Raw genomic sequence first — 13,178 nt, 5'->3', positions numbered from 1 at the left:
AACGTAAAAATAAATGGAAGCGCCGCTGTGCGGGCTTTTTGCCCGCGGCGGTCGCAAAATGAAATGAGCGTCATATACTGGGGAACAGATAGACGTTTGTTGGAGGTACGATTATGACTGTTTATCATTTTGTTGGAATAAAAGGGACAGGTATGAGCCCGCTTGCTCAAATCCTGCATGATACAGGGTATCAGGTGCAGGGATCGGATATCGAGAAGCAGATTTTCACTCAGGCTGCCCTTGAAAAAAGAAATATCCCGATCTATCCGTTCAGCGCCGATAACATCAAACCCGGCTTAACGGTAATCGCCGGAAACGCATTCCCTGATTCTCATCCGGAAATCGCAAAGGCGCTCGCTGAAGGGATTCCTGTCATCAGATATCATAAATTTTTAGCTGAATATATGAAAAAATATACAAGTGTCGCGGTAACGGGCGCACACGGCAAGACGTCCACAACGGGCCTCTTGGCACACGTGATGCAGCAGGCGAAGCCGACTTCGTTTCTTATCGGGGACGGAACGGGCAGAGGAAATGAAAGCAGCGAATACTTTGTATTTGAAGCTTGCGAGTACCGCCGTCATTTCTTAAGCTATCAGCCTGATTATGCGATTATGACGAATATTGATTTTGACCACCCTGATTATTTCGCCAACATTGACGATGTGTTTGATGCTTTCCAAAACATGGCGCTTCAAGTCAACAAAGGCATCATTGCCTGCGGTGATGACGAGTACCTGCCGAAAATTCACGCCAATGTGCCTGTCGTTTATTACGGCACGGGAGAAGAAAACGATTTTCAAGCGAGAAACATCGTAAAAAATACGGAAGGCACGACATTTGACGTCTTTGTCCGCAATACGTTTTACGATACGTTCTACATCCCGGCATACGGCCATCACAATGTCCTCAATTCCTTAGCGGTCATTGCGCTCTGCCACTATGAAGAGATAGACGTGAACATGATTAAGCTCGGACTTGAATCATTCGGCGGCGTCAAACGCAGATTCAATGAAAAAGTGATCGGCAGCCAGGTGCTGATCGACGACTACGCCCACCATCCGACTGAAATCAAAGTCACGATTGAGGCGGCGCGCCAAAAATATCCCGAACGTGAAATCATCGCGGTATTTCAGCCGCATACGTTTACACGGACGCAATCATTCTTGGATGAATTCGCAGAAAGCTTAAGCGCGGCCGATCGCGTGTATCTGTGTGACATTTTCGGTTCTGCCCGCGAGAACGTCGGCAAGCTCACGATCACGGATCTTCAGGAAAAAATCGATAATGCAGAACTCATTGAAGAAAATGACACATCCGTGTTAAAAGCGCATGAAGGCGCAGTGCTGATCTTCATGGGCGCCGGAGACATTCAAAAATATATGAGAGCCTATGAAAACGTCATAGCGTAACGAAAAAGCAGTGGGGCTCTCACTGCTTTTTTGTGCGTGCTGCAAAGGGATTTACCGAGAAACGGAGAAATAGTATACATACAGATCTTTCATATATGTTTATCATTTTAAGAATTGGGTATATACCACTATATCCTGCATTAAGGAGGTATTAGATGATCATCATTCTTTACTTAAGCGTCGCACTCATTGCCGTTGCATTTCTCATCCTCGTCATCTATCTGTCCAAAACATTAAAGTCCGTGCAGATGACCTTAACAAACGTAGCATCGACTTTAGACGGCCTTGAAGGGCAGATGAAAGGCATTACCGCAGAGACAACCGAGCTGTTACATAAGACAAACCGTCTCGCGGAAGACATTCAGGAAAAATCAGAGAAATTAAATACGGTTGTCCATGCTGTCCAGGAAGTGGGAACTTCCGTCCAGCAGTTTAATACATCCATAAAGCAGGCAGCAGGTTCCGTTACGGCCTCTGTAAGAGAGAATCAGGATAAGATCAGTCAGGTTGTCACCTGGAGCCAGGCCGCTATGGAAATATGGGACAAGTGGAAGCAAAAGAAAAAAACATCGCTTTAATCATAAGAAAAATCCACTAAGGAGGAATCATAATGAGCAAAGATGGAATCAATAGTAAGGATTTTTTAATCGGAACGCTGATCGGGGGAATTATCGGCGCGACAACGGCGTTGTTTCTGGCGCCTAAATCAGGTAAGGAGCTGCGCGACGATCTCGGCAGTCAGGCTTCTGCGTTAAAGGATAAGACGGACAGAATGACGGCCGACGCGAAAGAAAAAGGCTCTCAATATGTCAGCATCGCCAAGGACAAAACATCTAATATCACCCAGCTGGTAGCTGATCAGTCAGGCCAGATTATGAATAAAGTGAAGGATTTAAAAGACCGTTCTAAGAGCACACTAACCGAGAAAGCCGAAGAGACGAGAAGCGAAATGCAGGACACGGCCCAAAGCATCAAGGCCGAAGCGGAAGACGCCGGGGAAAAAGCCGGTCAGGCAAATCGCTGATCTTCAATAAGGAGAGATAACCGACATGACAAAACAGCTGATATCGTCTGAAGAAGAGTTCAAAAATGCCGCTGAGAAAGAAAACACGCTCGTGTTTTTGAAACACAGCACAACCTGCCCGATCAGCCAAGCCGCGTTTCAGGAGTTTGACGCCTTTGCATCGGCGCATTCGGAAGTGCCTTCTTATTACCTGCAGGTGCAGGACAGCCGGCCGCTTTCAAACTATATCGCCGAGACATACGGCGTGAAACATGAAAGTCCGCAAGTATTCGTCATTGCAAACGGCGAAGTGAAATGGCACGCGTCTCATTCACAAATCACAAAAAACGCAATAGAGCAGCACCTTTCATAATTGCTGGCCGCCGGTTGATACCGGCGGTTTTTTTTTTGAAAAAAACTATTGATCATTTCAGCCGGATCATGTAGGATATCAATATATACCGCTTCAACGCATAAAAGCTTAAAAGCGTTTTTGTGATAAAGCCGAATGTGAAAAAATTTATTATTTCATATTCCTATTTTCGCATAACTGTAGTAAGATGCATGTTAACCATTAAAATAAAACATAGCATAGAAGGGATGAAAAAGATGAGCAACAAGGAATTAGAGAGCCTAAGACAGCAGGCAGACGCACTAAACTTAGAAATCCTTAAATTAATTAATGAACGCGGAGCCGTTGTAAAAGAAATCGGTAAAGCAAAGGAAGCACAGGGTGTCAACCGATTTGACCCTGTCAGAGAGCGTACAATGCTTAACCGCATAATTGAAAGCAATGACGGCCCATTTGAAAACTCAACGATCCAGCATATTTTCAAAGAAATTTTCAAAGCCGGACTTGAACTTCAAGAAGAGGACCACAGCAAAGCGTTGCTCGTCTCCCGGAAGAAAAAAGCAGAAGATACGATCGTTGACATAAAAGGTGAAAAAATCGGTGACGGCGATCAGAGATTCATCGTCGGACCTTGTGCCGTAGAAAGCTATGAGCAGGTTGCCGAAGTAGCGGCCGCAGCGAAAAAACAAGGCATTAAAATCCTGCGCGGGGGCGCGTTTAAACCCCGCACAAGTCCGTATGATTTCCAAGGTCTCGGCGTAGAAGGCCTGCAAATTCTTAAACGCGTCGCTGATGAATATGACCTCGCGGTGATCAGTGAAATCGTAACGCCCGCACACATTGAGCAAGCGATTGATTACATTGACGTCATTCAGATCGGCGCGCGGAACATGCAAAACTTTGAATTGCTGAAAGCGGCCGGCTCCGTTAAAAAGCCGGTATTGTTAAAACGCGGTCTTGCCGCAACAATTTCAGAGTTCATCAATGCAGCTGAATACATCATGTCACAAGGAAACGACCAAATCATTCTTTGTGAGCGCGGAATCAGAACGTACGAAACGGCAACGAGAAACACACTCGACATTTCTGCCGTGCCGATTTTGAAACAGGAAACTCACTTGCCGGTGTTTGTTGACGTCACACACTCAACAGGCCGCCGCGATCTCCTGCTTCCGACAGCAAAAGCGGCGCTTGCGATCGGCGCTGACGGCGTGATGGCCGAAGTTCACCCTGATCCTTCCGTTGCCCTTTCAGACTCTGCGCAGCAGATGGATATACCTGAATTCGAGAAATGGCTGAACGAATTAAAGCCAATGCTGAAAGTAAAAGCATAATACAACGTTCCGCTCTTTAAAGGCCGCCTCGCGCGGCTTTTTTTTCGTATCTTCATTTTATTTAATTATAAAATGAAAGTGAACGTTTTCATCACTGGGAAAAACGCGTATAATTTCATGAGAGATATTTAAATTTGATGAATAATGAAAAATAATGTACACTACTGACTTACGCTTACAATCATAAACGACAGAATGCGAAATCGTACGACATTTCTTTACATAAAGTGTTTATGCTATAGATAAGGATAAGTGTATCCAGTAAAAGGAGTGGTTTCAGTGAGCAACATTACGATATACGATGTGGCCAGAGAAGCAAATGTCAGTATGGCGACTGTTTCCCGCGTCGTGAACGGCAACCCGAATGTAAAACCGACGACCAGAAAAAAAGTATTGGAAGCCATTGACCGGCTCGGCTACCGCCCGAACGCGGTGGCAAGAGGGCTTGCAAGCAAAAAAACGACAACGGTCGGCGTCATCATCCCTGATATCTCAAGCATTTTCTACTCTGAACTTGCGCGTGGAATTGAAGATATCGCGACGATGTACAAATATAATATTATATTAAGCAACTCGGACCAAAATCTTGAGAAAGAACTGCATCTGTTAAATACGATGCTTGGCAAACAAGTGGACGGTATCGTATTTATGGGCGGCAACATTACGGACGAGCATGTCGAAGAATTTAAGCGCTCTCCTGTGCCGATCGTCTTGGCGGCATCAGTGGAAGAACAGGGCGAGACGCCTTCTGTCGCCATTGATTATGAACAGGCGATTTATGATGCCGTTAAGCTTTTCATTGATAAAGGGCATCGCGATATTGCATTCGTCTCCGGACCGATGCAAGAGCCGATCAACCGTTCGAAAAAACTGCAAGGGTACAAACTGGCGCTTGAAGAAGCGGCGATTCCGTTTAACGAGCAATTCGTAGCGGAAGGCGATTACACCTATGATTCCGGTATGGAGGCGCTTCAAAGCTTGATGGGCCTTGACCGGAAACCGACGGCGATTCTTTCTGCGACGGATGAAATGGCCCTCGGCATTATCCATGCGGCCCAAGATCAAGGTCTTTCGATTCCTGATGATCTTGATATTATCGGTTTTGACAATACGAGATTGAGCCTGATGGTCCGCCCTCAGCTTTCAACAGTCGTGCAGCCTACGTACGATATCGGCGCCGTGGCGATGAGACTTTTGACAAAACTGATGAACAAAGAGCCGGTTGAAGAGCATATCGTCGAATTGCCTCACCGCATCGAATTAAGACAATCAACCAAGTCATAAAAAAACGGAAAAGCAAGCTTCACTCTGAGGGGTGGAATCTTGCTTTTTTACTTGAGTAAGGAGAAGATATGAAACGTTTTGATTATCTGACGCCCGTTGGCTTTATGTTAGGCTGTATTATTGTCGCAATCGGTATTCTGTCAGGGACGGGACTGGCGGGAATCAGTTCATTTTTAGATTTGACTTCTTTTTTAATCGTCACAGGCGGCCTTGCTGCGGCGATCTTTATCAGTTTTCCGCCGAGGGATTTAAAGAAAACCCCTTCTGTTCTGAAACAGGTATTCTCCCGTCAGGATGACAATGTGAAAGAGCTTGTCAGAGTATTTGTCAGCCTTTCGGAGCAGGCGCGCAGGCAGGGGCTTCTGTCTCTGGATGACCAGGCGCGTGAGATCAAGGATCCGTTTTTAAAAAAAGGGCTTTTGCTTGCAATTGACGGCTGGGACGAGGAAACGATCCGGCTGGTGATGGATTCTGAGATCGCCGCGATGGAAGAAAGACACAGAAAAGGAAGACGCGTTTTTGAAAAAGCCGGTGATTTCGCACCCGCCTGGGGAATGATCGGGACGCTCGTCGGGCTCGTTCTCATGCTCAAAAACTTAAATGACCCGCATACCCTCGGACCGAACATGGCCGTTGCGCTATTGACGACGCTGTACGGAGCGCTGCTTGCCAACTTGGTGTTTATCCCAATCGCGGCAAAGCTTGAAGAAAAAACGGAAAGTGAAATTTTCATCAAACAGGTCATGATCGAAGGGGTTGTCGGCATCCAATCGGGCAAAAATCCCCGCAATCTCGAAAGTCAGCTCGTTGTCTTCAGCTCAAGAGAAGACTGGCGTAAAGGACAGCCTGCGAACAAGAAAAAGGGCGCTGTCCATGAAGCTTAGAAAAGAGCGTTTTGAAAGAAGAAACAAATCGGAACATTCCGGCGGTTCACCGAGATGGATGGTGACGTTCGCTGACTTGATCACGCTCATTCTCGTGTTCTTTATATTGCTTTTTTCGATGTCGCAAATAGACGCGGAAAAATTTCAATCTGCCGTTTCATCGATTCATACAAACGGCAGCGGGGGTGAATCGGCGTCATCAGACAAAGCAAACGAAAATAAAGAACAGGATTTGCTGTTACAAAACGTGAAGACATACATAAAAGCGCATCATTTGAGTTCGAAATTGACGGCGAAGCGCGATGAGCGCGGAGTGGTTCTTGTGCTGCAGGAGGCCGTTCTGTTTCAGACAGGAAAAGCGGATGTGCTGAAAAACGCCGAGCCGGTTCTGCATCAGATCGCGGTGCTTTTAAAGACAATTCCGAATGACATACAGGTAGAAGGCCATACGGACAGCCGCCGGATTTCCACCTATCAATTTCCGTCAAATTGGGAGCTGTCGTCTGCAAGAGCGGCGAGTGTGATCCGGTATTTTACCGCGAATGAAGACTTTTCCGCCAAACGGTTTATCTCTGCCGGGTATGCGGATACGAAACCTATGAAGGACAACAAAAGTCCCGGACATATGAAAGAAAACCGCCGTGTAGAAATTGTGATCAAAAAAACGACCTCCTCATAAGGTCGTTTTTTATTTTGTTTTATACCGCTGCTCAGACCGGATGGCAAAAAGTGCTTTTTCCACGGTTTGGGCATTTTTTTCTGAAATTTCTTCTTTGCGGGGAATCGGAGGATATAATTGTTCAGGATCACTCCAAAAAGCGGGCAACGTGCATGGGGAGTGCTTTTGCCATTTATCGATCCATTTCTGCGGTATGCACTCCCCGGGATCAATCCCTTTCATCTCAAGCCAAATGCGGCTCCATGCTCTCGGGACGACTCTCCAAATATCGTATCCGCCGCCGCCGACCGCGATCCATCTGCCGCTGCAATATTGATGGGCTAATGAATGAGCGAGCCGCGGGATCTCCTGATAAATGGAGATTGTATTGGACAGGTGTGTCAATGGGTCGTAATAATGGGCGTCTGCACCGTTTTGGGTAAGAATCACATCCGGCTTAAAAAAAGCCGCGATTTCTGAGGCGGCCGTATTGTAAGCGTGAAGAAAGGAATCGTCCTCTGTGAAAGCATCCAGCGGAATGTTAAAAGAATAGCCGTAGCCTTGCCCGCTTCCTTTTTCCAGTACCTGTCCCGTCCCGGGAAATAAATAACGCCCGGTCTCGTGAAAAGAAACAGTGCAGACATCAGACCTGTCGTAAAACGTAAATTGAACGCCGTCGCCGTGATGGGCGTCTGTATCAATGTATAACACTTTTGCCCCGTAGTTCTTCTGGATGTATTGGATGGCCACGGCGCTGTCATTATAGATACAAAAGCCTGAGGCTCTGCCGCGGAAGCCGTGGTGAAGGCCGCCTCCTAAATTGCAGGCGTGCCTGGCTTGTCCCGTCATGACATAATCAGCCGCTGTTAAGGTGCCGCCCACCAGAAGTGACGCGGCTTCATGCATGCCGGCAAAAACGGGGGTGTCTTCCGTTCCGAGACCGTAGCTTTCTCCTTCTGCGGCAGGGAGCCGGCCCGCACCCGCTAGTTCCACCGCCTGTATATAATCCTCCGTATGAACGAGAGCCAGCTCTTCTTTAGCGGCCGTGCGCGGAGTGACGATGTCTCCCTCGTCAAACGCGTCCGCCGCCTGAAGCAGATCGTATGTTAAAAGCACGCGCTGCTGATTGAACGGATGATCCTGATGAAATTGATACGTCTGATAAGAAGGCGAGTAAACAAAAACGCTGTCTCTCATGGCTGATCCCTCAAATGTTTCGGCCATAAGACATTGTATCCGGCTTCTTGAACGGCACGGATAAAAGGGAGCGGATTCATCGTCTTCACCCGGAAGACGAGAATGTTCGACCCGGCGGAATCATGGGGATAGACGAGCACACTCAGGATTTGCAGCTGAAGATCACGGCACATGCAGCTGAGATCAGCAAGGCTTTTTGTCATATCCGTCACCAGGATTTCCACCTGTGATCCCGGCTGGGCCGCGCCTGTCAGGCTGACGAAAGTCCGGAGCACGTCAGTTTTCGTTAAAATGCCCGTCAGCTTATGGTTTACCGTAATCGGCAGACAGCCGATGCCGTGCTCATAAAAGGAAGCGGATATTTCTTCCACAAAGTCAAGCGGATGAGCGCAGATGACATTCCGCTTCATAATGGTCTCCACTTTGTTTGTCAGAAACACGCCGCGTTCCTTTTGTTCAAAGCTGCCGGGGCCGGCCTGTTTAATGTCTCTGTCTGTGACAATACCGATGACGTGCAGCTCGTCGTCGATGACAGGGAGATGGCGGATATGATATGCCTTCATTTTACGGACGGCTGTTTCAATGGAGTCGTGTTTTGAGACGGTGATGACGTCCCGTTTCATGATTTGTTCTGCAATCATCTTTTTATCCCCTTTGTATGTCAGTCAATACATAAATCGCTGATAAAAACGAAGCCTGTCGAACTGTTCAATTGACTCCTGACTGACGTGCCTGCCGATGCGGGCCATCAGACAATTGGCCGGATGAGAGCTGATTTCCGGTTCATCCGTTGCGAACCAGACAAGACCCCCGGCATTCATCATCTTTTCCATGATCTTTCTGTATTCCCACACATCTTTTTTCATTCCTTTTAAATCCCAATGCCAGTAATATTCCGTCGTCATGATGATGTACCGTTCCATCTGTTCATCCATCATGCTGACTGTCAGCAGCGTTTTTCCGACAGAACAGCCCCTGTAGCCGGGAGCGACCTCGATCGCCCCGAGTTCAAGGAGGTCTTCCATATTTCCGTCAGACCACCGTTCAAGCGGATCAGGATATAAATACGTCACATAGCCGATAATCGTCTGTCCGTCCCTGGCGATAATGATCCGACCTTCAGGAAGCCCGGCGATCTCGATTAACGCTTTGTGCTGTTCATGAGGAAGGCGAAAGGCTGTCAGGCCTTCATGAAACTCATACTGTGCTAGGTCCTCTGGAGGTACGGGCCCTTCTACTAAAAGAGGGCCGGCTGCTGTCTGAATTGATGAAGAATGGTACGTTTTATGATGTTTCACTGATTCACCGCCTGTCGGTTCTTAATAAAAACACATCTCTTTTAAGCATAACAAAATATAAAGCGTTTTCAATAGTGTTGTAATTTATATTTTAAAAATTGAGAAAACTGTGAACATCTACTATAATTAGTCTATAGATAAGCAAAGGGGGATGTTGCATGAATTTGAAAGCGTTGCCGGCGGAAAAGGGGAATTATCATCTGCGAAATTATGAGGAAACGTACCGCAGCTTCGATTGGAAAGAGGTCGAAGCGGAGTTTTCCTGGCATCAGACGGGAAAGCTGAATGCCGCGTATGAAGCGATTGACCGTCATGCCGAATCATTTCGAAAAAACAAAGTAGCGCTGTATTACAAGGACGCGAACCGGGATGAAAAATACACATTTAAAGAAATGATGGAGGAATCGAACCGGGCGGGAAATGTACTGAGACGGTATGGAAACGTGGAAAAAGGGGACCGCGTTTTTATTTTCATGCCGCGTTCGCCGGAGCTTTACTTTATCATGCTCGGCGCAATTAAAATCGGTGCGATCGCCGGCCCTTTATTTGAAGCGTTTATGGAAGGCGCCGTCAAAGACCGCCTCTTGAACAGCCAGGCGAGGGTTGTCGTGACGACACCTGAACTGGCCGGACGGATTCCGGCGGACAGCCTGCCCGACCTCGAGCATATTTTCATTGTCGGCGGCAGCAAAGAAGCGGGAGATAAAATCATCCATTATGATAAAGCGGCTGAGGGAGAAAGCACGAGACTTGATATTGAATGGATGGACAGAAGAGACGGCTACCTGCTTCACTACACATCAGGATCTACCGGAACGCCCAAAGGTGTGCTCCACGTTCATGAAGCCATGATTCAGCAATACCAGACCGGCAAGTGGGTGCTTGATCTTAAAGAAGACGATATTTACTGGTGCACTGCGGACCCGGGCTGGGTGACCGGGACGGTGTACGGGATATTTGCGCCGTGGCTGAACGGAGCGGCGAATGTGATCGTCGGCGGCAGATTCAGTCCGGAAAACTGGTACGGCACGATTGAGAAGCTCGGTGTCAGCGTCTGGTACAGCGCTCCGACGGCTTTCAGAATGCTTATGGGGGCCGGAGATGAAATGGCATCCAAATTTGACCTTACTTCACTTCGTCACGTCCTGAGTGTCGGAGAACCTTTGAACCCCGAGGTCATCAAGTGGGGACATAAAGTATTCGGCAAGCGCATCCACGACACGTGGTGGATGACAGAAACGGGCGGACAGCTCATCTGCAATTATCCTTGCATGGAGATCAAGCCGGGTTCAATGGGAAAACCGATTCCGGGAGTGGAAGCGGCGATCGTTGACAATCAGGGAAATGAGCTTCCGCCGTACCGAATGGGAAATCTCGCCATTAAAAAGGGCTGGCCGTCGATGATGGATTCCATTTGGAACAACAAAGAGAAATATGATTCTTATTTCATGCCGGGCGGCTGGTATGTTTCCGGAGATTCTGCTTATATGGATGAAGACGGTTATTTCTGGTTCCAAGGCAGAGTCGATGATGTCATCATGACATCCGGCGAGCGCGTCGGCCCGTTTGAAGTCGAAAGCAAACTTGTTGAACATCCGGCGATTGCCGAAGCCGGCGTCATCGGAAAGCCGGACCCTGTCCGGGGAGAAATTATTAAAGCGTTTATCGCGCTCAGAGAAGGGCATGAGCCATCCGATCAGCTGAAGGAGGACATTCGCCTCTTTGTAAAACAGGGGCTTGCCGCGCATGCAGCACCGCGGGAAATTGAATTCAAAGATAAACTTCCGAAAACAAGGAGCGGAAAGATTATGAGACGTGTGCTGAAGGCGTGGGAGCTGAACCTGCCGGCAGGCGACCTGTCCACAATGGAAGATTAAAGACGGCGTTGACATCGTATCTTATTTATGTTAAAAATGAGTAAGCTTCATACGAAAAGGTTTTGATTGAGACAAGTAGGGTATCTGATTGTTCAAGAGAGCTGATGGCCGGTGAAAATCAGCACATAAGATATGCCGAATACACTCATGAACCGCTTTTGCGAACAAAGCCCTTCCAAGGCTTTCAGTAGTGAAAGAACGGACACGGTCCGTTATCAAAAAGAGTGATAAAAGCTTTTTTATGCTTTTATTAGTAGGGTGGTACCGCGATTATATCGTCCCTTCGTTTTAAACGAAGGGGCGTTTTTTATTTTCATAAACAAAGGAGCAGACAAAATGACTAACTTATTAGAGGATTTATCATTCCGCGGCTTAATCCAGCAAATGACGGATGAAGAAGGACTGAATAAACAGCTGAACGAAGAAAAAATCCGTTTATACTCAGGGTTTGACCCGACGGCTGACAGCCTGCACATCGGACACCTTCTGCCGATATTGACACTGCGCCGTTTCCAGCTTGCAGGCCACCATCCGATTGCGCTTGTAGGCGGCGCGACGGGACTGATCGGCGATCCGAGCGGCAAAAAAGCGGAACGTACGTTAAATACTCAGGATATCGTTGTCGAATGGTCGCAAAAAATTAAAAATCAGCTTTCCCGATTTTTAGATTTCGAGGCCGGAGAAAACCCCGCTGTCATAGCGAACAACTTTGACTGGATCGGAAAGCTGAGCATCATTGAATTTCTCCGCGACGTCGGAAAGAACTTCGGAATTAACTACATGCTTGCGAAAGATACTGTAAGCTCAAGGATTGAAACCGGAATTTCTTACACGGAATTCAGCTACATGATCCTGCAATCCTACGATTTTCTGAATCTGTACAGAGAAAAGAACTGCAAACTCCAAATCGGAGGCAGTGACCAGTGGGGCAACATCACGGCCGGTCTTGAACTGATCAGAAAATCTGAAGAAGAAGGGGCGAAAGCTTTCGGTCTTACCATTCCGCTCGTCACAAAAGCTGACGGCACGAAGTTCGGCAAAACGGAAGGCGGAGCCATTTGGCTTGATAAAGAAAAAACATCGCCGTACGAATTCTACCAGTTCTGGATCAATACAGATGACCGCGACGTCGTCAAATACTTAAAATACTTCACTTTCTTATCAAAAGAGGAAATTGAAGCTTATGCTGAAAAAACGGAGACGGCTCCTGAGAAAAGAGAAGCGCAGAAACGTCTCGCTGAAGAGGTGACTGTTCTTGTACACGGCCGCGAAGCGCTTGAGCAGGCCGTTCATATCTCCCAGGCGCTGTTCAGCGGCAATATTAAAGAGCTTTCTGCTCAAGACGTCAAGGTAGGATTTAAAGATGTACCTTCGTTTGAAAAAGACCGCTCTGAAGAACTGTCTTTAGTAGACGTGCTTGTGGAATCTAAATTGTCGCCTTCAAAACGGCAGGCCCGCGAAGACATTCAAAACGGAGCTGTTTACATTAACGGCGAGCGCCAGACGGACATCGGGCATCTTCTGACTGCGGAAGACCGCATTGAAGATCAATTTACCGTACTGCGCCGCGGAAAGAAAAAATACTTCCTGATCACGTACTGAAAATAAAAAGCAGTCCGGCCGCTCAATGCGGCAGGCTGCTTTTTTATGTTTTGTGAATACTGCACGGGGAAATGAGTACAGTACATAGTATAAGCAAAACAGGGAAGGGGTGCTGCGCCGTGAATTTCATGTTTACCATTGCAAAAGAAAGATTGCAGCGGGATCATTGGGAACAGCAGCAAAGCATAAACGCCGAAGCCAAAGCCGAGGAATCAGAGACGGAAGAAGAAAATCCGACATCATAAAGGGAAAGCCTCCATTCTGCGGAATGGAGGCT

At 47.4% G+C, this 13,178-nt stretch carries 14 protein-coding genes and 1 other annotated feature; of the genes, 11 read left to right on the top strand and 3 right to left on the bottom strand.

Going from position 1 to position 13,178, the window contains the following annotated elements; translation table 11 throughout:
- Positions 1-113 precede the first annotated feature (113 nt).
- The 8 genes from murC (at position 114) to motS (ending at position 6,948) form a co-directional block, all read left to right on the top strand.
- Complete coding sequence (gene murC / locus G4O42_RS14150; RefSeq protein ID WP_032873626.1) at positions 114-1,412, top strand: UDP-N-acetylmuramate--L-alanine ligase; 1,299 nt, start codon at positions 114-116, stop codon at positions 1,410-1,412.
- A gap of 155 nt (positions 1,413-1,567) precedes the next feature.
- Positions 1,568-1,990: a DUF948 domain-containing protein gene (locus tag G4O42_RS14145; protein ID WP_007408777.1), complete on the top strand. Its 423-nt coding sequence runs from the start codon at positions 1,568-1,570 to the stop codon at positions 1,988-1,990.
- 32 nt (positions 1,991-2,022) lie between these two features.
- A complete protein-coding gene (locus tag G4O42_RS14140; RefSeq protein ID WP_003152380.1) occupies positions 2,023-2,436 on the top strand; it encodes a YtxH domain-containing protein in 414 nt (137 codons plus the stop codon).
- Positions 2,437-2,461: 25 nt separating this feature from the next.
- A complete protein-coding gene (ytxJ, locus tag G4O42_RS14135; RefSeq protein ID WP_007408776.1) occupies positions 2,462-2,788 on the top strand; it encodes a bacillithiol system redox-active protein YtxJ in 327 nt (108 codons plus the stop codon).
- Positions 2,789-3,024: 236 nt separating this feature from the next.
- Positions 3,025-4,101 (top strand): bifunctional 3-deoxy-7-phosphoheptulonate synthase/chorismate mutase, encoded by a 1,077-nt coding sequence (locus G4O42_RS14130; RefSeq protein ID WP_003152383.1) that lies wholly within the window; start codon positions 3,025-3,027, stop codon positions 4,099-4,101.
- 279 nt (positions 4,102-4,380) lie between these two features.
- Positions 4,381-5,385: a catabolite control protein A gene (gene ccpA, locus G4O42_RS14125; protein ID WP_032873629.1), complete on the top strand. Its 1,005-nt coding sequence runs from the start codon at positions 4,381-4,383 to the stop codon at positions 5,383-5,385.
- A 68-nt stretch (positions 5,386-5,453) separates the two neighbouring features.
- Positions 5,454-6,269, top strand: coding sequence for a flagellar motor protein MotP (gene motP, locus G4O42_RS14120; RefSeq protein ID WP_007408775.1), 816 nt, complete (start codon positions 5,454-5,456; stop codon positions 6,267-6,269).
- Positions 6,259-6,948: a flagellar motor protein MotS gene (motS, locus tag G4O42_RS14115; protein ID WP_032873631.1), complete on the top strand. Its 690-nt coding sequence runs from the start codon at positions 6,259-6,261 to the stop codon at positions 6,946-6,948. Before motP ends, motS begins: the two co-directional genes overlap by 11 nt.
- 9 nt (positions 6,949-6,957) lie before the next feature.
- Here motS and G4O42_RS14110 read toward each other — a convergent pair whose 3' ends face one another.
- The 3 genes from G4O42_RS14110 to G4O42_RS14100 are packed head-to-tail and all read right to left on the bottom strand — an operon-like array spanning position 6,958 to position 9,422.
- Positions 6,958-8,124 (bottom strand): acetoin utilization protein AcuC, encoded by a 1,167-nt coding sequence (locus G4O42_RS14110; protein WP_032873634.1) that lies wholly within the window; start codon positions 8,122-8,124, stop codon positions 6,958-6,960.
- Positions 8,121-8,765, bottom strand: coding sequence for an acetoin utilization AcuB family protein (locus tag G4O42_RS14105; protein WP_032873636.1), 645 nt, complete (start codon positions 8,763-8,765; stop codon positions 8,121-8,123). The genes G4O42_RS14110 and G4O42_RS14105 overlap by 4 nt, the downstream gene beginning before the upstream one ends.
- A gap of 24 nt (positions 8,766-8,789) precedes the next feature.
- Positions 8,790-9,422, bottom strand: coding sequence for a GNAT family N-acetyltransferase (locus G4O42_RS14100; protein ID WP_015240397.1), 633 nt, complete (start codon positions 9,420-9,422; stop codon positions 8,790-8,792).
- A gap of 158 nt (positions 9,423-9,580) precedes the next feature.
- Here G4O42_RS14100 and acsA point away from each other — a divergent pair, with 158 nt between their 5' ends.
- From acsA to sr7p, 3 genes are all read left to right on the top strand, one after another.
- The gene (acsA, locus tag G4O42_RS14095) at positions 9,581-11,299 is read left to right on the top strand and encodes an acetate--CoA ligase (RefSeq protein ID WP_032873638.1); all 1,719 of its coding nucleotides are present in this window, start codon (positions 9,581-9,583) and stop codon (positions 11,297-11,299) included.
- Positions 11,300-11,352: 53 nt separating this feature from the next.
- Positions 11,353-11,585, top strand: a binding site (T-box leader).
- Positions 11,586-11,635: 50 nt separating this feature from the next.
- Entirely contained in the window at positions 11,636-12,901 is a 1,266-nt protein-coding gene (tyrS, locus tag G4O42_RS14090; protein ID WP_007613147.1) for a tyrosine--tRNA ligase, read from the top strand.
- A gap of 119 nt (positions 12,902-13,020) precedes the next feature.
- Positions 13,021-13,146: a small protein SR7P gene (gene sr7p / locus G4O42_RS20120; protein ID WP_007408768.1), complete on the top strand. Its 126-nt coding sequence runs from the start codon at positions 13,021-13,023 to the stop codon at positions 13,144-13,146.
- The last annotated feature ends 32 nt before the right edge of the window (positions 13,147-13,178 follow it).

Source organism: Bacillus sp. LUNF1, from assembly GCF_011008975.1.
In the GTDB taxonomy this organism is placed as follows: Bacteria; Bacillota; Bacilli; order Bacillales; family Bacillaceae; genus Bacillus; species Bacillus velezensis.
Note: the sequence above shows the minus strand (reverse complement) of the source record. Positions and strands in the feature narration are given on the sequence as shown.

What these genes read in the sequence shown, in the direction of transcription:
- G4O42_RS14110 (WP_032873634.1), bottom strand. Translation starts at nt 8,124, where the DNA reads ATGAGAGACAGCGTTTTTGTTTACTCGCCTTCTTATCAGACGTATCAA.
- ytxJ (WP_007408776.1), top strand. Translation starts at nt 2,462, where the DNA reads ATGACAAAACAGCTGATATCGTCTGAAGAAGAGTTCAAAAATGCCGCT.
- G4O42_RS14145 (WP_007408777.1), top strand. Translation starts at nt 1,568, where the DNA reads ATGATCATCATTCTTTACTTAAGCGTCGCACTCATTGCCGTTGCATTT.
- G4O42_RS14130 (WP_003152383.1), top strand. Translation starts at nt 3,025, where the DNA reads ATGAGCAACAAGGAATTAGAGAGCCTAAGACAGCAGGCAGACGCACTA.
- motP (WP_007408775.1), top strand. Translation starts at nt 5,454, where the DNA reads ATGAAACGTTTTGATTATCTGACGCCCGTTGGCTTTATGTTAGGCTGT.
- acsA (WP_032873638.1), top strand. Translation starts at nt 9,581, where the DNA reads ATGAATTTGAAAGCGTTGCCGGCGGAAAAGGGGAATTATCATCTGCGA.
- murC (WP_032873626.1), top strand. Translation starts at nt 114, where the DNA reads ATGACTGTTTATCATTTTGTTGGAATAAAAGGGACAGGTATGAGCCCG.
- G4O42_RS14105 (WP_032873636.1), bottom strand. Translation starts at nt 8,765, where the DNA reads ATGATTGCAGAACAAATCATGAAACGGGACGTCATCACCGTCTCAAAA.
- motS (WP_032873631.1), top strand. Translation starts at nt 6,259, where the DNA reads ATGAAGCTTAGAAAAGAGCGTTTTGAAAGAAGAAACAAATCGGAACAT.
- tyrS (WP_007613147.1), top strand. Translation starts at nt 11,636, where the DNA reads ATGACTAACTTATTAGAGGATTTATCATTCCGCGGCTTAATCCAGCAA.
- G4O42_RS14140 (WP_003152380.1), top strand. Translation starts at nt 2,023, where the DNA reads ATGAGCAAAGATGGAATCAATAGTAAGGATTTTTTAATCGGAACGCTG.